The organism is Bacillus sp. AFS029637 (genome assembly GCF_002584985.1).
GTDB lineage: Bacteria > Bacillota > Bacilli > Bacillales > Bacillaceae_G > Bacillus_A.
This window is the reverse complement of the sequence record NZ_NUPZ01000033.1, coordinates 122,899-145,919: the sequence shown is the minus strand read 5'-3', so window position 1 is coordinate 145,919 and position 23,021 is coordinate 122,899. Positions and strand designations below refer to the sequence as shown.

Annotated in this window: 23 protein-coding genes; 14 read left to right on the top strand and 9 right to left on the bottom strand. The window is 34.9% G+C overall.

Annotated elements, in window-relative coordinates:
- Positions 1-12: 12 nt before the first annotated feature.
- Positions 13-576 (bottom strand): alkyl hydroperoxide reductase subunit C, encoded by a 564-nt coding sequence (ahpC, locus tag COE49_RS17980; protein ID WP_000924422.1) that lies wholly within the window; start codon positions 574-576, stop codon positions 13-15.
- A gap of 589 nt (positions 577-1,165) precedes the next feature.
- On the opposite strand from ahpC, the gene mtnK reads away from it, so the two are divergent.
- Genes mtnK through COE49_RS17965 form a run of 3 tightly spaced genes read left to right on the top strand, consistent with a single transcriptional unit; the run spans position 1,166 to position 4,142 of the window.
- The gene (gene mtnK, locus COE49_RS17975; protein ID WP_088231811.1) at positions 1,166-2,392 is read left to right on the top strand and encodes an S-methyl-5-thioribose kinase; all 1,227 of its coding nucleotides are present in this window, start codon (positions 1,166-1,168) and stop codon (positions 2,390-2,392) included.
- Positions 2,393-2,404: 12 nt separating this feature from the next.
- The gene (gene mtnA, locus COE49_RS17970) at positions 2,405-3,448 is read left to right on the top strand and encodes an S-methyl-5-thioribose-1-phosphate isomerase (protein WP_140417430.1); all 1,044 of its coding nucleotides are present in this window, start codon (positions 2,405-2,407) and stop codon (positions 3,446-3,448) included.
- A gap of 52 nt (positions 3,449-3,500) precedes the next feature.
- On the top strand, positions 3,501-4,142 hold the full coding sequence (locus COE49_RS17965; RefSeq protein WP_088231809.1) for an L-fuculose-phosphate aldolase: 642 nt from the start codon (positions 3,501-3,503) through the stop codon (positions 4,140-4,142).
- Positions 4,143-4,182: 40 nt separating this feature from the next.
- On the opposite strand, the gene COE49_RS17960 is transcribed toward COE49_RS17965, so the two are convergent.
- Genes COE49_RS17960 through COE49_RS17950 form a run of 3 tightly spaced genes read right to left on the bottom strand, consistent with a single transcriptional unit; the run spans position 4,183 to position 7,193 of the window.
- On the bottom strand, positions 4,183-5,190 hold the full coding sequence (locus COE49_RS17960; protein ID WP_088231808.1) for a FecCD family ABC transporter permease: 1,008 nt from the start codon (positions 5,188-5,190) through the stop codon (positions 4,183-4,185).
- On the bottom strand, positions 5,187-6,227 hold the full coding sequence (locus COE49_RS17955; protein ID WP_140417429.1) for a FecCD family ABC transporter permease: 1,041 nt from the start codon (positions 6,225-6,227) through the stop codon (positions 5,187-5,189). Before COE49_RS17955 ends, COE49_RS17960 begins: the two co-directional genes overlap by 4 nt.
- Positions 6,228-6,275: 48 nt before the next feature.
- Positions 6,276-7,193: an iron-hydroxamate ABC transporter substrate-binding protein gene (locus COE49_RS17950; RefSeq protein WP_088231806.1), complete on the bottom strand. Its 918-nt coding sequence runs from the start codon at positions 7,191-7,193 to the stop codon at positions 6,276-6,278.
- A 332-nt stretch (positions 7,194-7,525) separates the two neighbouring features.
- Between COE49_RS17950 and COE49_RS17940 the strand changes: the two genes are divergently transcribed.
- Positions 7,526-8,575: an NAD(P)/FAD-dependent oxidoreductase gene (locus tag COE49_RS17940; RefSeq protein WP_088231805.1), complete on the top strand. Its 1,050-nt coding sequence runs from the start codon at positions 7,526-7,528 to the stop codon at positions 8,573-8,575.
- A gap of 174 nt (positions 8,576-8,749) precedes the next feature.
- Here COE49_RS17940 and COE49_RS17930 read toward each other — a convergent pair whose 3' ends face one another.
- Positions 8,750-9,118, bottom strand: a complete 369-nt coding sequence (locus tag COE49_RS17930; RefSeq protein WP_088231804.1) for a hypothetical protein — start codon at positions 9,116-9,118, stop codon at positions 8,750-8,752.
- 186 nt (positions 9,119-9,304) lie between these two features.
- On the opposite strand from COE49_RS17930, the gene COE49_RS17925 reads away from it, so the two are divergent.
- The 9 genes from COE49_RS17925 (at position 9,305) to COE49_RS17880 (ending at position 17,185) form a co-directional block, all read left to right on the top strand.
- Complete coding sequence (locus COE49_RS17925) at positions 9,305-9,544, top strand: helix-turn-helix domain-containing protein (RefSeq protein WP_000993177.1); 240 nt, start codon at positions 9,305-9,307, stop codon at positions 9,542-9,544.
- A 235-nt stretch (positions 9,545-9,779) separates the two neighbouring features.
- Positions 9,780-10,307 (top strand): LSm family protein, encoded by a 528-nt coding sequence (locus tag COE49_RS17920; protein ID WP_088231803.1) that lies wholly within the window; start codon positions 9,780-9,782, stop codon positions 10,305-10,307.
- A gap of 20 nt (positions 10,308-10,327) precedes the next feature.
- Positions 10,328-10,777, top strand: coding sequence for a spore coat protein (locus COE49_RS17915; RefSeq protein ID WP_088231802.1), 450 nt, complete (start codon positions 10,328-10,330; stop codon positions 10,775-10,777).
- Positions 10,778-10,940: 163 nt separating this feature from the next.
- On the top strand, positions 10,941-11,609 hold the full coding sequence (locus tag COE49_RS17905) for a DUF2642 domain-containing protein (RefSeq protein WP_088231801.1): 669 nt from the start codon (positions 10,941-10,943) through the stop codon (positions 11,607-11,609).
- A 236-nt stretch (positions 11,610-11,845) separates the two neighbouring features.
- Positions 11,846-13,102, top strand: a complete 1,257-nt coding sequence (locus tag COE49_RS17900; RefSeq protein ID WP_098253367.1) for an S-adenosylmethionine decarboxylase related protein — start codon at positions 11,846-11,848, stop codon at positions 13,100-13,102.
- Positions 13,103-13,239: 137 nt separating this feature from the next.
- A complete protein-coding gene (locus tag COE49_RS17895; RefSeq protein WP_088231799.1) occupies positions 13,240-14,466 on the top strand; it encodes an ATP-binding protein in 1,227 nt (408 codons plus the stop codon).
- A gap of 229 nt (positions 14,467-14,695) precedes the next feature.
- Positions 14,696-15,076: a hypothetical protein gene (locus COE49_RS17890; RefSeq protein WP_088231798.1), complete on the top strand. Its 381-nt coding sequence runs from the start codon at positions 14,696-14,698 to the stop codon at positions 15,074-15,076.
- A 104-nt stretch (positions 15,077-15,180) separates the two neighbouring features.
- Complete coding sequence (locus COE49_RS17885) at positions 15,181-16,290, top strand: PRK06851 family protein (protein ID WP_088231797.1); 1,110 nt, start codon at positions 15,181-15,183, stop codon at positions 16,288-16,290.
- 112 nt (positions 16,291-16,402) lie between these two features.
- Complete coding sequence (locus tag COE49_RS17880) at positions 16,403-17,185, top strand: nucleotidyltransferase domain-containing protein (protein ID WP_098357420.1); 783 nt, start codon at positions 16,403-16,405, stop codon at positions 17,183-17,185.
- Between the two features lie 94 nt (positions 17,186-17,279).
- On the opposite strand, the gene COE49_RS17875 is transcribed toward COE49_RS17880, so the two are convergent.
- Entirely contained in the window at positions 17,280-18,806 is a 1,527-nt protein-coding gene (locus COE49_RS17875; RefSeq protein WP_098253368.1) for an FAD-dependent oxidoreductase, read from the bottom strand.
- Positions 18,807-19,385: 579 nt separating this feature from the next.
- On the opposite strand from COE49_RS17875, the gene desB reads away from it, so the two are divergent.
- Positions 19,386-20,471: a Delta(10) desaturase DesB gene (desB, locus tag COE49_RS17870; RefSeq protein ID WP_088231794.1), complete on the top strand. Its 1,086-nt coding sequence runs from the start codon at positions 19,386-19,388 to the stop codon at positions 20,469-20,471.
- A 53-nt stretch (positions 20,472-20,524) separates the two neighbouring features.
- Here the strand turns inward: desB and COE49_RS17865 are convergent, their stop codons facing one another.
- The 3 genes from COE49_RS17865 to COE49_RS17855 form a co-directional block, all read right to left on the bottom strand.
- Entirely contained in the window at positions 20,525-21,217 is a 693-nt protein-coding gene (locus COE49_RS17865) for an amino acid ABC transporter permease (RefSeq protein ID WP_088231793.1), read from the bottom strand.
- Positions 21,218-21,310: 93 nt separating this feature from the next.
- On the bottom strand, positions 21,311-22,105 hold the full coding sequence (locus COE49_RS17860) for an ABC transporter substrate-binding protein (RefSeq protein ID WP_088231792.1): 795 nt from the start codon (positions 22,103-22,105) through the stop codon (positions 21,311-21,313).
- Positions 22,106-22,226: 121 nt separating this feature from the next.
- The gene (locus tag COE49_RS17855) at positions 22,227-22,949 is read right to left on the bottom strand and encodes an amino acid ABC transporter ATP-binding protein (RefSeq protein WP_088231791.1); all 723 of its coding nucleotides are present in this window, start codon (positions 22,947-22,949) and stop codon (positions 22,227-22,229) included.
- Positions 22,950-23,021: the final 72 nt, after the last annotated feature.

Genomic DNA, 23,021 nt, shown 5'->3' with positions numbered 1-23,021 from the left:
TGATCGAACTCCTTAGATTTTGCCTACAAGGTCAAGGCTTGGTTTAAGTGTAGCAGAACCCTCTTGCCATTTAGCTGGGCAAACTTCACCTGGGTTGTTACGTACGTATTGAGCTGCTTTAATTTTGTTAACAAGAATGCTTGCGTCACGGCCGATACCGTCAGCATTGATTTCCATAGATTGGATAACGCCGTCTGGATCGATGATGAAAGTACCACGAGCAGCAAGACCTTCTTCTTCCATTAAAACGTTGAAGTTTGTAGTGATTGTGCGAGTTGGGTCACCAATCATGATGTACTCGATTTTGCCGATAGTTTCTGAGCTATCATGCCATGCTTTGTGAGTGAAGTGAGTGTCTGTAGATACAGAGTATACTTCAACGCCTAACTCTTTAAGAGTTGCATATTGGTTTTGTAAGTCTTCAAGTTCAGTTGGACAAACGAATGTGAAGTCAGCTGGATAGAAACAAACTACACTCCATTTTCCTTTTAAACTTTCGTCAGTAACTTGGATAAATTCTCCATTATGGTAAGCATTAGCTTTAAACGGTTTTACTTCTGTGCCGATTAATAACATATTAAAATTCCTCCTAAATGTTGGTTTTGAGCATCAAAAAATAGTTTGCTCATAAAATATATTTTTTAATTAACTATAATAATTCTAATTCGATATTAATTATCATATAGAAGTGGTTATTTTGTCAAGAGAATAAACCAACTTTATACCAATTTAATTAATATTTATTCTCAATTAAAGCTAGTAGGGAATGGAAAGGTAATTTTTAGAGTATTCATTGTAAGATAGTAGGTGAAAGATTAGTGTGTAGTTTAGAGATATAGTGTAAGTATAAATTCTTAGGCAGGGAATATTTCTTAGAAGTTGTGGAATTGAAAAGCAATTGCTTACTTCTATTTTACAAAGAATTGAGCGATAAATAAAATAAAATGAATTGGAATCTTTGTGAACAATTTTTGTTACCTCAAATATATAATTAAGAAGTATATTGCAATGATAATTAGAAGCATTGACTCAAGGTACTAACAAGATATAATAAAACCTAGATATAACTTTCAAAAAGAAGAATATATATTATAGGATAAAACATTTCATCTATTATTTTTTATAGCTTTTAGAAAACGCTTACAACTAGTGTGGAGGGGAAACCATGTCTAAGTTCACGAAGTATTTTTTAATGGAAGCTAAAGATGTGATTGTATATGTGCAGGAGAAATTGTCTAATTTTGAACATGCAAAGGGGTTACAGTGTAAAGAAATAGGTGATGGCAATTTAAATTATGTGTTCCGTGTTTGGGATGAAAAGGAGAATATTTCCGTCATTGTAAAGCAGGCTGGGGATACAGCACGTATTTCAGATGAGTTTAAGTTATCGACGAATCGTATTCGTATAGAATCAGATGTTTTACAGTTAGAGGAAGAGTTAGCGTCTGGACTTGTTCCAAGGGTGTATTTATTTGATAGTGTGATGAATTGCTGCGCGATGGAAGATTTATCGGATCATACAATATTACGTACAGCACTTATAAATCATCAAATATTTCCGAGGCTTGCTGACGATTTAACTACTTTTATGGTACATACGCTTCTATTAACATCGGATGTTGTAATGAATCATAAAGAGAAGAAGGAACTTGTGAAGAGTTATATAAATCCTGAGTTATGTGAAATTACAGAGGATCTCGTATATTCAGAGCCATTTACAAACCATAATAAACGTAATGAGTTATTTCCGTTAAATGATGGATGGATTAGAGAGCATATTTATAGTGATAAAGAGCTTCGTATGGAAGTTGCGAAACTTAAATTTTCTTTTATGACGAATGCGCAGTCGCTTATTCACGGTGATTTGCATACCGGTTCTGTTTTTGTGAAAAGTGATTCTACAAAGGTGATTGATCCTGAGTTTGCTTTTTATGGACCTATGGGATATGACGTTGGGAATGTAATGGCGAATTTAATGTTCGCTTGGGTGAACGCAGATGCAACGATGTCGCCTGGTGCTGAGAAAGATACGTATATGGATTGGCTACAAACTACAATGATAGAGGTAATTGATTTATTTAAGAAGAAGTTTTTAGACGCTTGGGATATTCATGTGACAGAGATTATGGCGAAGGAAGAAGGTTTTAACGAAGTTTATTTGCAATCTGTATTAGAGGATACAGCTGCAGTGACAGGTCTTGAGTTAATTCGTCGTATTGTTGGATTAGCGAAAGTAAAGGATATTACTTGTATTGAGAATGATGAAGCACGTGCTAGAGCGGAGCGAATTTGTCTTCAGAGCGCGAAGAAATTTATTTTACAAGCGAATCAATATAAAACAGGTAGTAGTTTTGTAGAAACGCTAAAACAACAAATGCATAGTGCGAAGTAAGGGGAGAAGATGATGGCAGAGCAATTAATACCCATTCAGTGGAAAGATGATGCTTTAGTGTTATTAGATCAAACAGTATTACCGAACGAAGTAGTTTATGAATCTTTTAAAACAGCTGAGGGTGTGTGGGATGCAATTCAAGTAATGAAAGTAAGAGGAGCACCAGCAATAGGTGTTTCAGCAGCTTACGGTGTGTACTTAGGGGTAAAGGAAATTACTACAAGTACAGTGGAAGAGTTTATAGAAGAAGTAAAAAAGGTATGTGCATATTTAGCGACATCAAGACCGACGGCGGTAAATTTATTTTGGGCACTTGAAAGAATGGAAAGTGTAGCGAAAGAAAATGCTCACTTATCAATCTCGCAGCTGAAAGATAGATTAGTAGAAGAGGCGAAAGAGATTCATAGAGAAGATGAAGAAATTAACCGTCAAATTGGAGAACACGCATTAACATTATTCCATGATGGCATGGGAGTATTAACACATTGTAATGCAGGTGCTTTAGCGACGACTAAGTATGGTACGGCGACAGCCCCAATGTACTTAGCGAAAGAAAAAGGATGGGACTTAAAAATCTTTTCGGATGAAACACGCCCTAGATTACAAGGTTCAACGTTAACAGCATTAGAACTGAAGCGAGCGGGAATCGATGTCACTATCATTACGGATAATATGGCAGCTATGGTCATGTCACAAGGGAAAATTGATGCGGTAATCGTTGGATGTGATCGTGTAGCAGCAAACGGTGATGTAGCAAATAAAATTGGAACATTAGGCGTATCTATTTTAGCTAAATACTACAACATTCCATTTTATGTAGCAGCACCAACACCAACAATTGATTTACAAACACCGACAGGAAAAGAAATTCCAATTGAAGAAAGAGATGCTTCTGAAGTGATTAATCGTTTCGGACAATATTCGGCTCCGAAAGAAAGTAAAGTATATAATCCGGCATTTGATGTTACGCCATATGAAAATGTAACAGCGATTATTACGGAAAAAGGAATTGTAAAAGCACCGTTTACGGAGAACTTAAAAAAGCTATTTCAATAAGTAGATAAATCTAAAGTCAGTCATCATAAGCTTCATACTTAGGGGGATGTATATGTTATTACAAAAAGAAAGAGAAGAAATTGTAGCGTACGGAAAGAAAATGATTTCTAGCGGTTTAACAAAGGGGACAGGCGGTAACATTAGTATTTTCAATCGTGAACAAGGTCTTGTTGCAATTAGCCCGAGTGGTTTAGAGTATTATGAAACAACACCAGAAGATGTAGTTGTATTAAATTTAGATGGTGAAGTGATAGAAGGGGAGAGAAAACCGTCAAGTGAATTAGATATGCATCTTATTTATTATAGAAATCGTGAAGACATAAATGCGCTTGTGCATACACACTCTCCTTATGCAAAGACGATTGCATCATTGGGATGGGAACTTCCTGCTGTGTCATATTTAATTGCTTTTGCAGGCCCGAATGTCCGCTGTGCGCCATATGAAACATTTGGTACGAAGCAATTAGCAGAGGCTGCCTTCGAAGGCATGATCGATCGTCGTGCCGTGTTGCTTGCCAATCACGGTTTAATTGCTGGTGCAAATAATATAAAAATGGCGTTTACTGTTGCAGAAGAGATTGAGTTCTGTGCGCAAATTTATTATCAAACGAAAAGCGTCGGAGAACCGAAGCTTTTGCCAGAAGATGAGATGGAGAATTTGGCGAAGAAGTTTGAAGGGTATGGACAGCAGTAGAATAAAAACACCCTCAAGAAAAGATCTTGAGGGTGTTTCTTTACGCTTTCTTAAGCAACAAATACATAAAGTAAGGTGCACCAATTAAAGCGACGACAATACCTGCTGGAATACCATTAGGTTCAACGATGTTTCGACCAATTGTGTCTGCCAATAGTAATAGCCATCCACCTATTAATACGGCGATTGGCATGAAGATTTGATGTCTTGGACCTACTAAAGATTTTGCGATGTGCGGAGCCATTAGTCCGATAAAGCTAATTCCTCCTGTTACGGAAACTGCTGCAGCTGCTAGCGCAACGGCTGCAATTAATAAGTATCTGCGTTCTTTTTCAATTTCAATTCCAACGCCGATTGCGACTGGTTCGTTTAATGCTAGAATGTTTAATCGATTTGCTTTATAGAAAACAAACGGAATTAATACGATTAACCATGGGAGCATTGCGAAAACGAAGATCCAGTCATCTCCCCAAATATTCCCAGCTATCCATTTTGAAATAAAGTCTACCTTCATACGATCAGCAGATGAAATAAGGACGATCATCGCTCCAGATAGTGCAAATGAAAACCCGATACCGGTTAATGTTAATCGTATTGGTTGAAGCCCTGTTGATTTACTATATGAAAATACGTAAATTAGAACAGCAGTAAGGAAAGCACCGATAAACCCAACGACTGGTAGTAAGTAAAGAAATGAACCTACGTCAATTGGAAAATATAAAAAGAAGATGGAAACTGCAACACCAGCTCCAGCGTTGATTCCAAGAATACCAGGTTCAGCTAAATCGTTACGTGTAATACCTTGCAGGATAGCACCAGATAAAGCGAGCGCCATACCAGCTAATAATGTAATGACAATTCTAGGTAGTCGTAAAGAATATAAAACAAACTCCTCTTTAAATGTACCTTGTCCCATTAGTGTTGGGAGTAATCGATCATAAGATAAAGATGCTGAACCGAGCCCCATTCCAACTACAATGGTTGTAATGGTCAGTATAAGTAAAGCGAGTATGATAATACGTTGTTTTCTTAGAATAGATTGCATCATGAGAAAGTTCTTCCTCCTTTACGTACGATGAATAGGAAGAATGGTAATCCTACAATAGCGACAATTGCCGCAACTGGTGTTTCGTACGGAGCGTTAATGGTACGCCCGATTGTATCGGCAAGTAACATAAAGGATGCACCAGCAATTGCTGACATCGGTATAACAAAGCGGTAATCGGGACCGACAATAGGACGTACCATATGAGGCACCATTAATCCGATAAATGCCATGTTTCCGACAAGCGCTACAGACGCACCAGCAAGTAAGATAATAATGATAAATAAAATTGTTTTAATGACGATAATTTTTTGACCAAGTCCAATAGCAACTTCTTCACTGAAACTAAGGACTGTCAACTTTTTTGCAAGTAAGATAGCGATAAATATACTGATTGAAATAACGGGGATAATAATTTTTAATTGGCTCCAAGTCGTTCCAATTACTCCCCCGGCAGTCCAAAGTGATACCTCTTGTGAAATTTTGAAGTAAATGCCGACTCCTTCTGAAATTGCGAGTAGAAATGCTGAAACAGCAGCACCAGCTAATACAATTCGAAGGGGAGAAAGCCCACCTTTTTTCACCATGCCAACCCCGAATACCATAATAGCGCCAATTGCAGCACCGATAAAGCAAGCTAACGTTAAGTACAGATAGCTGATGGAAGGGTTGAAAGCAAGTGTTAGTGCAAGTGCAGCATTTGCGCCACCAGTTAAGCCGAGTAATCCAGGATCAGCAAGAGGATTTCGCGTTAATCCTTGCATAATTGCACCAGAAACAGCGAGTCCAGCTCCGACAAATATGGCAGCAACTTCACGTGGTAAACGTATTTCACGAATAATAGATACTTTGTCTCCTTTAGCGGAGGAAGTAAGTGCTAACCATACATCTTTTATAGAAGTATCTGCAGCACCTAATACCATTGCAACCATAAAAATAAGGAAGAATGCAATTATGCTTAAAATGAGTTTGTATGTAAAAGCCATGGAATGTGGAGTGCCGTGATCTTTTGTCATTCGTTTCACATCTTTTCTGTTTATAGAATAAAGGAAGAGGAATTCTTAAATTAAGAATTCCTCATGTTTGTATTATTGACCAAGAAAGCTCTTCTTGAAGAAGTCTAGTTGGAAATCTAATGTAAGTGGATCATTGAAATAGAATTCCATCATGTTTGCTTCATATACACGATTATTTTTTACTGCTGGAATGTTTTTATATGATTCTGTTTCTTGGAATGAGTTATCAGTATCTTTGTTTTTACTTACGATTAAGTAATCACCAGCAAACTCAGGTAATACCTCAGTAGATAATGCGTAGTAACCTTCTTTTAATGCTTTTTCTTTTACTTTTTCAGGCATTTTTAATTTCATTTCTTGGTACAGAATTTCTGTTCCACGACCCCAGTTATCGCCGTATACATAAAGCTGTTTGTTGAAGTTTTCTACAACAGAAACTGTTGCATCTTCACCGATTTTTGCTTTAATTTCTTTACCAGCTGCATCTGCACGTTTCTTGAAATCATCTACCCAAGTTTTTGCTTCTTTTTCTTTGTTTAATAATTTACCAATTTCAATATGTTGTGTTAAGTAATCAACTTTTCCGTAAGTGTATGTTACAGTAGGAGCGATTTTCTTTAACTTATCGATATTTTTAACATTGGATAAACCAATGATTAAATCTGGATTTAGTTCAGCAATTTTTTCAATATTTTCATCTGATACTTCAGCAACATCTTTAAGTTTACTATCAAAACGTGGGTTTTGTTTAGACCATGAATCTACCCCAACAAGATTTACACCTAATGACATTACGTTACCAGCAAATGATGATAAAACAACAACGCGTTTTGGATTTGCAGGAACTTCTACTTTACCACTTTCAGATTGGTATGTAATTGTTTCTGATTTACTACCTTTTGCATCGTTCTTTTTGTCTGTAGAGCCATTGCTACAAGCACTCATAACAAGAACGAAAAGAACTGTTAGTGAAATAAATAACTTTTTCATCGTCTTTCTCCTTTAACATAGATGATATGTGTATGCAATAATTTGTTTAACTGTAATCTTTTTGAAAGAGTAGTGGTAATGCACATTGCTTGTTAAAAATCTTGAATATGAGATTCTACAATATAGTATTAACCATGTTAATAAAAGAAGATGTAATCTTAAATTTTCTAATTATTAACAAAATGATAATGATTATCAATATTGATTCTTTAAATAATATAATTTTATATGGGTGTATTGTCAATAGTAATTTTGATTGTAAATTTTGCGGAAACAGGTTATATTTTATTGAGAATGATAATCAACAACTAGTAGCTGAGGAGTGAAGGTGAATGAATAGAGAAGAATTGTTTGATGTAACCGTGATAGGCGGGGGACCTGCAGGGCTTTATTCAGCTTTTTATAGTGGACTCAGAGAAATGAAAACGAAAATAATAGAATTTCAACCACAGTTAGGTGGAAAAATACATGTTTATCCAGAGAAGATGATTTGGGATGTAGGAGGGCTATTGCCAGTTACAGGTGATAAATTAATTGAACAACTTGTACAGCAAGGGCTAACATTTAAACCAGAAGTTGTTTTAAATACAAAAGTAGAATCGATTATTCGTAATGAAGATGGTACTTTTACGCTAAAAGCAAGCACTGGAGAAGAACATTTTTCAAAAACAGTTATTGTCGCAACTGGCAGTGGTATATTGAAACCGCAAAAGTTATCAATTGAGGGTGCTGAGCGATTTGAAGTATCAAATTTAAATTATACAGTTAAATCTTTAAAACGTTTCAAAGATAAAACGATTATTATTTCCGGTGGAGGAAATTCAGCTGTTGATTGGGCAAATGAATTAGAGCCAATCGCGAAAAAAGTGTATGTAACATATAGAAAAGAAGAATTATCTGGTCATGAAGCACAAGTAAAACAACTAATGAACAGTTCAGCGGAGTGTTTCTTTAATACATCGATTACAAAATTAATTGCGGGTGATAACCATGAAGCGATTGAATATGTAGAGTTAACGAATCATGAGACAGGTGACGTTTCTCACTTACCTATTGATGAAGTTATTATTAATCATGGATATGAACGTGACATTACATTATTAGAAAATAGTGAGTTAGATGTTGCGATTATAGATAACTTTTATATTGCAGGGAATGCAAATAGTGAGTCCTCAGTAGATGGATTATATGCTGCTGGAGATATTTTAAAGCATGACGGAAAATTACATCTAATTGCAGGAGCATTCCAAGATGCTGGAAATGCCGTGAATAAAGCGAAACAATTTATTCAACCAGATGCAAGCGAGTACGGAATGGTTTCTTCTCATAATGAAGTATTTAAGAAGAAAAATCGTGAATTGATTAAGCAGATGATGAAATAATAAAGGAACAAGGATACCCCCACTTACTTCTCTATTCGAATGACGAGAGATGTAAGTGGGGGTTTTCCTGTTAACTATATTTTCAATCATTATAATAACACCGGTTTCATCAGTTCATGTGATATGAACAGTTTATTTGTAATCGCTCTAGAAAACAATGAATCTGGGTTTGTTTTATGCTGTCCCTTTTGCCTGTTCATTAGGAAATGGCATATTTAGTATAGAAGCGATGTATTGTTTTCCATGCACTCGAGCTAATGATTCTAATATTTGACGAACGCGTTTTGTAAGATGTCCTTGTTTTTTTATAGCCTCACAATATGCGTCATAGAAAGCGTATTTAGCCCAAAGGAAATCATCTTGTTGGAATAAGAAATGATTTTTGTACCATTCACTAATTGTACGGTAACAATTGTTTTCATGTATTGCTGTGCTTTGAGAAAGAATACGATCAGATAAAGATGTAGTTAAATGAGAAATTGTGTTTTCTGTTTCAACTTGTAATGTTTTTTCTAACATTGTAATGATGTGACGAGTAGCCATATGTTAACTCTCCTTTGTGTAAATGGGTAATACCATTCTATATTTTAAAAAATTCTTACTATTATTATTATACAATATATGGAATGCATCTACCTGCTTTTTAAAGTGTATTTACAAAATCTTTTTTATTTGTTTACAAAAATAAGGTAAAGTAAGATACAGTATATATGAAAAAATAATAAAGGAATGAACGCATTGTATATAACGGTAGAAGAGGCTGCGGAGTATTTGAATTTACCAAAATCGTATATTGAGGAGTTAATTCAGCAAAAAAAAGTTCGTGCGCTATTCGATGGAGAACAATATTTATTAAATAAAGAACAATTCAATACACATTTGGAACAAATGGAGAAATATAAACAATTAGTGGAAGAAATATTAAACGAACCAATTCCAGAAGATATGGATGTTAAAGACGAGGACTAAACGTTGGGAAATCCCGTATGAAGTATACAGAAATGTACCTTCATACGGGATTTTTTTGTCTAAAGCTATCAAAAGCCCAAAGAGCCCTCGGCGTTCCATGAAATTTTGATAGGTAGTAGTCTACCAGGTTAAAAGCATATTTTTTTCTAGCTAGGACAAACATAGAGAACGTAACCTGTACAGATACATATACTATCAGTGCAAAAGCTTATAAATTAATGGAAGGGGTTTTCTCGTGAGTTTATTTCATTGGGATTTTTTGAAAGACTTAATTGGATCTTATGTAAGAGTAAACAGAGGTGGACCAGAATCTCAAAAAGGAACAATAGTATCATTAGGTGCGGACTACTTCGGATTAGAGAATGAAAAAGGAGAGAGCCATTATTATCAACTTCGCCATCTGAAAAGCATTACCCAAAATACGAAAGATGGCGGAATAGGTGATTTTGAATGGGCGGAAGAAGACATTGCAGAAGACTTTGAAACGTTACTTCAAAGCTTCAAATACCGCTGGGTGAAAATTAACCGTGGTGGGCCAGAGAAAATTGAAGGTATTTTACAAGATGTTTCTGGCGGTTATGTAACATTGATTATTAAAGAAGAAGTTGTATTAATTGCACTATCTCATATTAAGAGTGTTAATTATAATGCACCAGTAAGTGGAGAGAGTGATGAGAGTAGCGATGAGAGTAGCAATGAGAAAAGTAATGAAAACAGCAATAATTCAGGTCGTGCTCGTGCACAAAGACAATCAAGAAGATAATACGAAGGGAGGGTACGAACTTGGAGAGTGTATTATGCTGTGACCAAATTAAACATTTAGTTGGTGAGAATGTAAAAGTAAATCTCCGCGGGCCAGAAAGTCGAGTAGGCGTGCTCGTATCGTTAGGAGAAAATTACCTTACACTACAATTACCTCATGGGGAATTAGTATACTATCAGCTGAAACATGTAAAGAGTCTAGTTAAGAAGGTAAAAGAAAGTAAAAGTAGCGATTGCTACAGCTCATACTTCTGCTCGGATGAGGATACTTTTATTGATGTATTACGCGAATTGAAATATAAGTGGGTAAAGATTAATCGTGGCGGTCCAGAGTGTGTGGAAGGTTTATTAAGTGATATACATGATGGAAATATTACACTAGTAAACGGTCATGAGGTTATTTATGTAATTCATTCCCACGTGAAGAGTGTGAGTCAAATAGTTAAGAACAAAAAGAATGAAGAAGAATAATGTTTAATAAATAAGAGGGGCATTATGGTTGAAAGTGAAGAACGATTTCTTATTTCAGATAGTGTGAAAAGGAATTCCTTACTATTAAGACAGAACATTGCCCCTGATTATTTTTTTGAATTGAAAAACAGGAAAATAGAAATTCATAGGAAGGAGGATATAGATGAATGAGTTAAACAAAAGTATTGGAGAAAATATATATGTTAAATTAATCGGTGAACAGAGATTTAAAGGCGTATTAATTGATGTAGGAAATGATATCGTTGTTCTTTACAATGGACAAGACTATGTATATATATCTTTATACCATGTCCAATATTATAAATTTTTAAGAGGACACAATGAAGAAATATTAAAGCCTGATGTGGATTCTGTAATTAAGAGGGAATCTCCTTCAATTTCTTTGAGAAAAGTATTAAGCACCTCTAAAGGGATTTTTACAGAAGTTTATGTAGCAGGAAATGCTCCAATACATGGGTATGTAACAAGTGTAATGAACGATTATATTGTTTTTTATAGTCCAGTTTATAAAACTGTATATATATCTTTAAAGCACTTAAAATGGTTAATTCCGTATAAAGAAAACCAAGTGCCTTATTCTCTCAATAAAAATGAACTCCCTGTAAATCCGTTAAATATTACGTTAGCTCGAACTTTTGAAGAACAACTTATAAAAATGACTGGGAAAATTATGGTATTCGATTTAGGTGAGGAATCCAATAAAATTGGAAAAATGGCGAAAATTGATGAAGGGCATATTGAAATATTAAAAGCACGCGATGCAAAACTATATGTAAATATGCAACATGTAAAATCTGTCCATTGTCCGTAGGCTAGTTGAAAGGGCTGGCTTTTTCTTTTATATGCAGAAGAAAAGGTCGAGCCTATTTGTTTAGTTAGATTTGAATATGAGGGGAAAAATGAATTGAATATAAATATGTTAGTGTGATTTTTAAAGAGGAAATCTTGTGCTACATCATAAAAATTATGTACGAGATACCTTTTGACGTATTCAATTTATTTTTTGAGGAAGAACTGCTCAACTAATTTACTAAAGGGGTTTTGTTTGTGGAGCAGTTTCCAAATATTACATTGCTTGGTAGTGCTGGTGGAGCAGCAAAGGCAGTTTTATCCATTTTAAATCAAGCGATAGTAAATGAAAAAGATCCAATTTATGAAGCGATAAAAAAGGTTACATTTCATTTGGTTGATATAAAACAAAAAGATAGGACTTATTATGATGAATTGTTTCCGAATTTGAAAAATCAATTGTTTTTATACGAAATAGACCTTCAGGATGTAGTGAAATTTAAACAACATTTAAAAGAAAAAAGAACGGGTGTTGTTATTGATGTTTCAGGTGCAGATACGATTAGGGTATTAAGCTGTTGTAATGAACTTGGAATCTTTTATATAAATTCAGCTTTGGAAAATGAGGCAGTAGATCAGGACGATAGTTTGCTTGGATTTCAGCTTACAGAAAGATATACGAGGTTTGAGAAGGAGAAAGAAAAATTTACAAATACAAAAGCGATTATAGGATCAGGTATGAATCCAGGTGTTGTGCAATGGATGGTTGTTGAACTCATGAAGGAACGGCCAAATGAAAAGCCGCGCGCATGCTATATTGTAGAACATGATACTTCGTTTTTGAATGATACAGCACTTATAAAGCCGCATACACTCTATGCTTCATGGGCAGTAGAGCGATTTCTAGACGAAGCGATTTGGAGCTATCCGATGTATATGAGTCATCATCGTCCTCTTTATTTTTATGAGGATGTGTATGCTTCAGAGTATAAAGTGAAGTTAGGAGAAAAGGAATTCTATGGTTGTTTAATGCCACATGAAGAAGTATTAATTTTAGGGAAAAATTTCAACATGGAAGTGGGTTTTCTGTACCGAATTAATGAGTATACAACAAATGTAATTAGACAGAACTTAGATAAAGTAGAAGATTTATGGAACTGGAATCGTAAAGTATTTAATCCAGCAGAAGAAGAGGTTGCGGGAGAGGATCTAGTCGGTGTGTTACTCGTTTATGAAAATAGCGAGACATATATGTATAACGTGATGAATAGCAGCCAAGTTTTTCATAAATATAAAACGAATGCAACTTACTTTCAAGTAGGATGCGGAATTTATGCAGGCTTGTGCAGCTTACTTTTAGATCACTTTGAACAAGGTGCTTATTATGTCGAGGAGTTATTATTAAATACAGAAAGTAAGTACGGTGAATATTTAAATTTATATATGAAGGATTTCAGAATAGGGCATAATAATTTTACGGATGGACTGCTACATGATAGGGTAAGATGGATATAAGTTATAATACTAAAAAGGAAGNNCTTCCTTTTTAGTATTATAAGGTTACATATTGCTCTGAAAGCAATTTCATACGTATAATTTGAGGAGATAACATGTAGAATGTTATTTTTGTATTGATCACGAGGAGTATTCATATGAACAAATTTAAAAGCTTGATTTATGAAGAAAGAGAAGCTTTAAAAGTATTTTTATTATTATTCTATATTATATTTTTTTTATATGACGTTATTTATTATTTTGTGTATCCGGCTATGAACATTAACGAAGCAAGGATAGGATGGCCAGAAGGTGGTATGGGAATCGGTGTGTATATATTAGTAGTATCTCTATTCCCTATTTCGATATATCTTCAAAAAAAAGGTTATGTATATTTCATAAAATATTTGTTCTTAATTGGGTATATGTTCATTGACCTTATTAATAATTTAATGATTTATTTAAACAGTGATCGTGTGTTTGAAAATGGAAATATGGTTGAAATATTTTTGGTTTTATTTGCACCAATATTTGTGAATAGAAAATATTTTTATGTAGTGTCTTTTAGTGTAATTGGAAAATATGTATTTTTTATCTTGGTATTACAAGATATTAAAGTGGTGATTCCGCTTGTTTTATGTATATTCTTTTTTATTATTTCACATTCTTTATTAAAACGATTTCAATCTTATGTAAGAACAGTGGTTGAAATGATGAACAATATGAAGGAGACGGAAAATTTAGCTGTAATTGGGACGATGTCTACAACAATTGCGCATGAAATTCGAAATCCATTAACAGCTTTAAAAGGGTTTACGCAAATGCAAAAAGAAAGAAACCCGGCGGATACGATGAGCTACGACATTATGTTACAAGAGATTGAAAGGATTAACGGATTTGTTAGTGAATTGATGCTATTAGGAAAACCGAAACCAACAAATTATGAATGGTGTAATATACGAGAAATTCTTCTATATGTTGTGCAGTTAATGGAAAGTTATGCAACGCAATATAAAGTGAAATTTCATTTGCAAGTAGAGGGGAATTTACCGGTTATAAACGGTGATGATAAACAATTAAAACAAGTGTTATTAAATATCATTAAAAATGGGATAGAATCAATGCCAGAAGGTGGAGACATTCATATCCGTGTATATCAAAAAACGAAAGGATATTTGTGTATTTCTGTCGAAGATCAAGGATTTGGTATAGAGAACGAGAAGTTAGAGAAAATCGGTAAAGCTTTTTACACAACAAAGGAGAATGGTACAGGACTGGGACTAATGATTACATATAAAATTATTAAGGAACATCAAGGGAGTATCGCGATTCAAAGTAGTATGGGAGTAGGAACGAAAGTAGAAATTTCTTTGCCGACAGTTTAATATGTTAGGAGAAAAGACTTTTCAGAAAAGTGTTCTTGTTGTGTAAATATAAACATTTTATAAAATGTTTCAAGAAGGGTTTTTTTTATAAAATACTTCGTTTATAATGGAGGAAAATATCGACATGAGATGGATTGCTCATGTAACGGTTTAGTAGTGTTATGAAAAGGTAAGAAGGGGTGCACGCGCATCCTTTTTTCTATGCAGATATTATGAAAGGGGTGGTATGATGGAATTAACATTAAATTCGACTGTATGTTTACACACGATTCAATTTCGAAAAGAGCAAAAGAATTATATTGTAAAAGATATAATGACAGGAGAAAAATATGAAATGCCGCCACTTTGGATTGATGCACTGGCAATGATGCGTGACGGTTTTTTATTGGGGGAAATTGAGGAGAAATTAAAAGAAGAGTATCCGGACGAAGAAGTAAATATGTTAGCATTTACGAGGCAACTGTTAGAGCTAGAACTTGTTGGAATGGTAGATGGAGAAGAGATAGCTTGTACAAAGAAGAAAGAGAAAGATTATTTAGCTTGGGTACGTCCTCGTGTAGAACAATTACTTCTTAATTTAAATAAAAAATATAGAAGCAAAGGTCAATAATGATCTTTGCTTTTTTTGTGCAATACAAATTAGGTACTCACCCAAATAAAGTTGCTCGCATATTGTAGCTTATGTAAATAGAATGCTGCGAAGGAGTGAGTGCAGTGACAGGGAATGTATTGAATTATTATGCTGGTGGAAATACAGCTAGAGGATTTCATAATTTATACGAAGAGAATTTAAAAGGGCTAGATAGGTTATTTATTTTAAAGGGTGGACCAGGCACGGGGAAATCTTCTTTAATAAAGGCAATAGGTCGTGAATGGGTTGAAAAAGGATATGATATTGAATTTTTACATTGTTCCTCTGATAATAAGTCAGTTGATGGTGTGATTATCCCACAGTTAAAAGTAGGAATTGTTGATGGGACATCGCCGCATGTTATTGAGCCGAAAATGCCAGGAGTTGTCGAAGAATATATAAATTTAGGAGTGGCTTGGGACTCAGATAAATTAAGAAAGCAGAAACTGGAAATTGAACGATTTGTTTCAGAAGCAAGTAAAGCTTTTCAATCTGCTTACGCATGTTTTAAAGAAGCGTTAGTTATACATGATGAGTGGGAGAAAATATATATTAATAATATTGACTTTAATAAAGCAAATGAACTAACAGATGAGCTGATTCAGAAATTATTTACAAATAAAAGTGGGAAACAATCGATTGTGAAGCATCGTTTTTTAGGAGCTGCAACACCAAAAGGAGCAGTTGATTTTGTTCCTAATTTAACAGAAGGATTACCACATCGTTATTTTATAAAAGGACGCCCTGGCTCTGGAAAATCAACAATGCTCAAAAAGTTAGCGAAGGTAGCAGAGGAAAAAGGGTTTGATGTTGAAGTGTACCATTGCGGATTTGATCCAAATAGTCTTGATATGGTTATCGTAAGAGAATTAGGATTTGCAATTTTTGATAGTACTGCACCGCATGAATATTTTCCAAGTCGCGAAGGTGATGAGATTATTGATATGTATGATCTCATTGTTACTCCAGGGACGGATGAGAAATATGCGACAGAAATTCGTGACGTGTCCATTCAGTATAAAACAAAAATGAATGAAGCAATGTCTTTCTTAGCGAAAGCAAAATCAGTTCGTGATAAGTTAGAACGAATTTATATTGCTGCTATGGATTTTTCAAAAGTCGATGCATATAAAGAGGAGATTCAAAAAGAGTTTGAGCGTATTGCGGCTATTGTAATTGAAAAGAAACAATAAGTGTTTTGTTAAGCTGTCAGAAAGTTTCTGACAGCTATTTTAGTATGTAGTAAAATGGCCGTATACTTGTCGAATTTCCAGGGAAATGATCAAAAAATGGGGAGGATATGAAATGAGAGAGAAAATAGAATTGGAATTAGAAAGAATTGAAAAAGAAAATGATGTAAAAATCTTATTTGCCGTGGAATCAGGAAGCCGTGCTTGGGGATTTCCATCGAAAGATAGCGATTATGATGTTAGGTTTGTTTATATACACCCTGTAGAATGGTATTTATCGATTCATGATAAACGTGATGTAATTGAATATCCGATTAGTGATGATTTAGATATAAGTGGTTGGGATATTAAAAAGGCGTTGCAACTATTTGCAAAATCAAATCCAGCTTTACTCGAGTGGATCCGATCACCCATTTTTTACTCGAAAAACTCTAATTTTCCAGAGAAGCTGCAGCAAATGAGTGAGAAGAATTTTGACCCAAAAGCAACGATATATCATTACTTACATATGGCATCGAAAAATCATCGTGAATTTTTGCAAGGTGAGAAGGTAAAGTTGAAGAAGTACTTTTATGTATTACGTCCAATTTTAGCTTGTAAGTGGCTAGAAGAGATAGGAACATTGCCTCCAGTAGAATTTGACCGATTAATTACAGAACTATCTATAGAACGTAGTGTATTGAATGAGATTGAGAAGTTGTTAGTAAAGAAAAAAGCAGGTACTGAATTAGATGTTGGATTGAAAATTAAGTTGCTGAATCAATTTTTAGACGAACAAATTCATTACTATCAGCAATATGTAAAAGGAATTGAAAAGGGATTAGGGATCGATATTGAAATTTTGAATACATTATTTCGCGAGATGTTGTTTGAAGGATACAAAAAAGAGCACAAGTAAGTTTGTGCTCCTTTTTTTGTTTGGAGGAATAAAGAAAATACATATAGCTACGATAAGGTCTACAAATGATAACGAATAAATCTTATTGTATGTTTTATTCGTTATCAACTCGTTTTAATGGTTGATCTGCTGGACCTTCCATAACATCCCCGTCAATTGAAAAACGGGAACCATGGCAAGGACAGTCCCAAGTACAATCTCCGTTATTCCATTCAACTTCACAGCCGAGATGTGTACAAGTCGTATCGACGATATGCAATTTTCCTTCTTTATCTTTATAGGCACCTGCTCGTTTACCGTTAACATGTACAACAGAGCCCTCGCCGACTTCAAGATCTTCTGGTGTACGTAATGCTGTTTCAATTTTTCCTTCAATTAAATGTTTAGCAACATCCATGTTCTGAGAGAGAAAGGTTTTTATATCTGGGGTTGCATGAAAGCGTGATGGTGCAAACAGCTCTTTATATGGACTGTCGACTTTTAGAATGGAGTCCTTGAGTAAATGAGCGGCAGCAGTTCCAGTTGTCATTCCCCATTTCCGATACCCGGTTGCAACAAATATATTTGGATTCCGTTCGTTAATATGTCCGATGTAAGGGAGCTTATCTAGAGTAATCAAATCTTGTGCTGACCATCTATAGGGAACTTCATCTACTCCAAAAGTTGCTTCAGCAAAAGAATAGAGTGCTTCGTAATGAAGCATTGTATTTATTCCTTGTCCTGTTTTATGACTCTCTCCACCAATCAAAATTAATTTTTCTCCATTGCTTGTTATATAGCGTAAGGAGCGTTTTGGATCATCGATGCTTAAATACATGCCACCTGGATAATCCGTTTTTGCTTTTATTGCAAGAGCATAGGAGCGTTCTGCATACATTCGGGTAAAGAAAAAGCTACTAGCATCATAAAAAGGAAAATGTGAACAAGAGACAACGTATTCGCAAGTAATACGATGACCAGCCTTTGTAATGACTTGTGGAGAATCTCCTTTCTCCACATCTATAGCTGTTGTTTGTTCATAAACTTTGCCGCCCATCTCCACAAACCTTTCTAAAAGTATTTTCAAATAAAGGAGGGGATGGAATTGCGCCTGATTTTTCATTACAAGTGCAGATTGTACTGGAATCGGGATCGACAAAGATTGAATATAGTCACAAGGGATATTTAGTTTTTGATAGGCTTCATATTCTTTCGATAAATTTCTTAATCCATTATCAGTAGTTGTATATAAATATGAATCTTCATTTGAGAAATTACAGTCGATTTTATATGTTTGTACAGTTTCACGTATGAATTGTAGAGCGTGACTATTTGATTCATAGTAAAGTCTGGCCTTTTCCAGACCGAAATGATCTATTAATTCATCATAAATTAGATCATGTTGCGCTGTTACTTTCGCCGTTGTATGTCCAGTCGTCCCATTTAAAATAAGACCAGAATCAATTAGCGTAACGTCGATGCCTTCTTTCGCGAGTAAATAGGCAGTGGTTATACCTGTAATGCCTGCACCGATAACAGCAACTTTCGTTTTTACATTTTCAGATAAATGGGGGAAAGTAGGAAACTGAGTAGATTCAATCCAATAAGATAACGGCAATTGTGGGAATGTATCACTTGTCATTATGGAAACCTCCTGATTTAGAACAATTTTCCTTTTAATATTTCCATATTATATGGAATTCATGTGTGTTGTTTTAGTAGGATTCTATTTTATTAACAAAAAAGATAAAATTATTTCAATATAATTATTTTTGGTGTTGGTATGACGGGGAGGAATTTATGGAAAACTAAATTCAGAGGATATTAGTTGTTAACTATACAGTGAAGTATTGAATAAGATAGAGTCTTTGTTGCTAAAATGTATTTGGATATATATTTGATAAAACCTTATAAAATCTATGCTTTTTCTTTATTGGAATAAAGTATACTTATAAAAGTATAATCAACTTTTATTACTAGGTCATAAAAGTTGTTGACAATATAGAAATTCTATTGTTATGATTCATCATGTGGAAAGGTTGATAGAGAGTAAAAAGAGAAATGTTTTTCATTGATAATAAAAGCGAACAATAAGTGACGATAGAGTGAGTATATTTTCCTTATGATAAATGCTTTTTTGATCATCTAGTAAAATCAATCTGGAAGCAAGAATTGATATATGTAAGTTGCGCAAGGCGCGGCAACAGAAAGGGGCAAAAGGATGAAGGAGCTTCATACGTTTGGGTGGTATGCAGCGCGTGTATCACCACATTTGCCGAAAAAAGCATTTAAACCAGTTCCTACTCGTTTATTTGGTGGACTGGCTTATTTACTTGTGGCATTGTCGGGATTAATAACGATTGGTGTATTTGAATTGAATGTGTGGGCAAATCTAGGAATTGCGATTGTTCTCGGATTATGTTTTGCTTCACTTGGATTTTTAGGGCATGAAATTTTACATGGAACAGTTGTAAGAAAGGCATGGCTTCGTGATTTCTTAGGTGCGATTGCATTTATGCCGTTATCAACTGGACCAAAACTTTGGAGAAAGTGGCATAATGCAACACATCATGTTCATACACAGCATGAAGAGAACGATCCTGATGCATGGCCAACTCTTGAGAAACTTAAGAAGAGTAAGTTTTTGAGTTGGGTATATCGTATGCCTCTACATGTACGTTCATTCTTTAGTTTTCTGTCACTAACAATTCAATTTACATTGCATTCGACTCGAATGTTCTTTCATTTTATAAAGGAATTTAAGTCATCCAATCAAAAATCTGTATGGCTTCAACTTCTTTTGCCTTGGACTGTTTGGATTAGTTTATTGTTTATTATGGGACCGGCAAAATGGTTATTTGCATATGTGATTCCACTGTTAATTGCTAACTTTATTGTAATGGCATATATTGCAACGAATCACCGCTTAAATCCAATTGTTCCAGTAAATGATCCGTTAGCAAACTGTTTATCGGTAACAGTGCCGCGCTGGGTAGATGTTTTACATTTCAATTTCTCATATCATACAGAACATCATCTGTTCCCTGCTATGAGCTCTAAGTACTATCCGTTAGTAAAAGAGAAAATTAAAGAAATGTGGCCGGAACGCTATCACGAAATGCCAATGACAAAAGCTTTGGGGGCATTATGGAATACACCACGTGTGTATTATCAAGGAAGTGAATTGGTGGATCCGCATAGAGAGCATTTCTATGGTTCTTTAGGAAATGGACTAGACCCTCATAATATTTCATATCGTGAGGAACATATAGAAGAAAAAGAGAGTATTAAAAAAGTAAATCAATAAAAGTTGATATATTTGTGCAGTGAAAAAGCAAGCCATCTCAGGCTTGCTTTTTCTTATAAAGAAACTTCTTTTTTATTCTTTGTCCTAACTTGAACTGAATTTGTTTCTTTTCTTTGTAGTCGTTTCTCTAAAAGGTTAACAAAGTAAGTAAATAGAAGAACAAGTACGAGATAGTATAGACCAACGATTACATATGTATCTAATTGTTGGAAGTTACCAGCGGCAATTGATAAACCAGATCCCCATAATTCGGATAGTCCGACGTAAGCAACAAGGGAAGAATCTTTCAATCCAATGATGAATTGATTCCCTAGAGGAGGGAGGGATAGGCGAAACGCTTGTGGTAATATAATCCGGCGCATAGCTAATGGATACGGCATACCTAAAGAGCGAGCAGCTTCCAATTGTCCTCGGTCAACGGATTGAATGGATCCGCGGAAAATTTCAGTAATATATGCACCGTTATGGATTGCTAAAGCAATTGCTCCTGCCCAAAAAGGGGTGAAAACAATAACAGATGTAATACCGAAATAGAGAATTGCGATTTGAACAATTAAAGGTGTACCACGAATAATAGCGATATATACATGAGCAATGCTATTTAGCACTTTATTGTTAGAGATTCGAAAGAAAGCGAATAGTAATCCAATTAATGAACCGAGTACTAGGGAGGTTAATGTTAATTGTAATGTTACAATAGTAGCCTTTAAGAGTGTGGGATAGGTAGAGATAAAAATTTCATACATGTGTATCACCTCGTATTGTATGGATTTTAGTTGGGAATGAAATGCCCCACATACAAAGTGGGGCATGATTTGTGAAACTTTTGAAGAGCTAGCCTACTTCGTTTTTGCCTCTTCTCCAAGAATGTTACGACCGAACCATTTTTTACTGATTTTTTCATACGTACCATCTTTAATGATTTCATCTAAAGCTTTATTTACTTTTTCAACCATTTCCTTATCATCTTTGCGAATAGCAATTCCCATTTCATCAAGATTTAATGGTTTTCCAGCTTCTTTTATATTTGATTTCCCTTCTTTTATCATACGTAGGCCAACCATTTGATCGGTAATTACTGCATCAACACGCCCAGGTTCTAAGTCCATAAGAGCAGTAATATCACTGTCGTATTCTGTAATTTGATCTGTATATTTTGCGACAAGATCTTTAAAGGTACTAGCTTTTACAACACCAATTTTTTTACCTTTTAAGTCTTCCGGCGAAGAGATGGATGTATTCTTTTTAGATACAAAAATTTGGGCACCAGAGCGATAATAAGGGTTTGAGAAATTAACAGCTTTTAAGCGGTCTTCTGTAATTGCCATACTGCCTAGTATTACATCATATTTTTTCGCTTGGAGGCCTTGAATTAATGTTTCCCACGGATTTGTAATAGGGGTCGGTTTCATATTCATTTTTTTAGCAAGCGCCGCACCTATTTCCACATCAAATCCGACAAGTTTCCCATCATTTTCTTTATAATTAAAAGGTTTGTATAAGCCACTCATTGCATAACGGAATTCTTTTTCACCACTTGATGAAGTGGTAGCGCTGTCCTTACTACAGGCGCCTAGTATGAAGGATGTACATAATGTAATGCTCGCAACAATGGTTAATAATTTTCTTTTCATAAAACCCCTCCTAAATAGTAATCATACGGATGGTTTTAAGCATGTTATTGAGATATTTAATTTGGACAACTATTTGTACGCCGTATGAATGTATTTTTTTACGTTTGAATTAGAAGTTACATTATAGAACGTTACGTAAAAATTGTTTTGCTCGTTCATGCGACGGAGCTGAGAAGAATTGCTCAGGCGGAGCATCCTCTACAATTTTTCCATCATCCATAAAGATGACGCGATCAGCTACATCTCTTGCAAAATTCATTTCATGCGTAACAATAATCATCGTCATTCCTTCTTCGGCAAGTTCTTTCATAACTTGCAATACTTCTCCAACAAGTTCAGGGTCTAAAGCTGAGGTAGGTTCATCAAATAGCATAATTTTAGGATTCATAGCAAGAGCCCTTGCAATCGCAATACGCTGTTTTTGGCCACCTGAAAGGAGGTGAGGAGTTACATCCGCCTTATCTTGTAGGCCGACCTTTTGCAAAAGCTGATTTCCAATATCCTTTGCATTTTCTGCTTCCAATTTTTTCACGTGAATAGGTGCTTCTATGATGTTTTCTAGTGAGGTCATATGAGGAAAGAGGTTAAAGTGCTGAAAAACCATACCGACATTTTCACGTACTTTGTTTAAATTTGAACGCTTTGGATCAATTCGTTCACCTTGTAAGTGAATTTCACCTTCATCGTACATTTCTAAAAAGTTAAGACAGCGAAGTAATGTACTTTTTCCGGAACCACTGGCACCAATTAAAACAACAACTTCTTTTTCTTGTACTTCTAAATCAATGCCTTTTAAAACGTTAAGTGAGCCAAATGATTTTATTAGATTTCGAACTTGAATCATACAAAACCCCCAGTCAAAAATATATTTTACAAATGTTGCCCCTTATTTCTGTTATTAGTCATAAATTGTCAG

Excerpts from the sequence above, each read along its gene's own strand:
- ahpC (WP_000924422.1), bottom strand. The coding sequence starts at position 576 with ATGTTATTAATCGGCACAGAAGTAAAACCGTTTAAAGCTAATGCTTAC.
- mtnK (WP_088231811.1), top strand. The coding sequence starts at position 1,166 with ATGTCTAAGTTCACGAAGTATTTTTTAATGGAAGCTAAAGATGTGATT.
- mtnA (WP_140417430.1), top strand. The coding sequence starts at position 2,405 with ATGGCAGAGCAATTAATACCCATTCAGTGGAAAGATGATGCTTTAGTG.
- COE49_RS17965 (WP_088231809.1), top strand. The coding sequence starts at position 3,501 with ATGTTATTACAAAAAGAAAGAGAAGAAATTGTAGCGTACGGAAAGAAA.
- COE49_RS17960 (WP_088231808.1), bottom strand. The coding sequence starts at position 5,190 with ATGATGCAATCTATTCTAAGAAAACAACGTATTATCATACTCGCTTTA.
- COE49_RS17950 (WP_088231806.1), bottom strand. The coding sequence starts at position 7,193 with ATGAAAAAGTTATTTATTTCACTAACAGTTCTTTTCGTTCTTGTTATG.
- COE49_RS17940 (WP_088231805.1), top strand. The coding sequence starts at position 7,526 with ATGAATAGAGAAGAATTGTTTGATGTAACCGTGATAGGCGGGGGACCT.
- COE49_RS17930 (WP_088231804.1), bottom strand. The coding sequence starts at position 9,118 with ATGGCTACTCGTCACATCATTACAATGTTAGAAAAAACATTACAAGTT.
- COE49_RS17925 (WP_000993177.1), top strand. The coding sequence starts at position 9,305 with ATGAACGCATTGTATATAACGGTAGAAGAGGCTGCGGAGTATTTGAAT.
- COE49_RS17905 (WP_088231801.1), top strand. The coding sequence starts at position 10,941 with ATGAATGAGTTAAACAAAAGTATTGGAGAAAATATATATGTTAAATTA.
- COE49_RS17895 (WP_088231799.1), top strand. The coding sequence starts at position 13,240 with ATGAACAAATTTAAAAGCTTGATTTATGAAGAAAGAGAAGCTTTAAAA.
- COE49_RS17890 (WP_088231798.1), top strand. The coding sequence starts at position 14,696 with ATGGAATTAACATTAAATTCGACTGTATGTTTACACACGATTCAATTT.
- COE49_RS17880 (WP_098357420.1), top strand. The coding sequence starts at position 16,403 with ATGAGAGAGAAAATAGAATTGGAATTAGAAAGAATTGAAAAAGAAAAT.
- COE49_RS17875 (WP_098253368.1), bottom strand. The coding sequence starts at position 18,806 with ATGACAAGTGATACATTCCCACAATTGCCGTTATCTTATTGGATTGAA.
- desB (WP_088231794.1), top strand. The coding sequence starts at position 19,386 with ATGAAGGAGCTTCATACGTTTGGGTGGTATGCAGCGCGTGTATCACCA.
- COE49_RS17865 (WP_088231793.1), bottom strand. The coding sequence starts at position 21,217 with ATGTATGAAATTTTTATCTCTACCTATCCCACACTCTTAAAGGCTACT.
- COE49_RS17860 (WP_088231792.1), bottom strand. The coding sequence starts at position 22,105 with ATGAAAAGAAAATTATTAACCATTGTTGCGAGCATTACATTATGTACA.
- COE49_RS17855 (WP_088231791.1), bottom strand. The coding sequence starts at position 22,949 with ATGATTCAAGTTCGAAATCTAATAAAATCATTTGGCTCACTTAACGTT.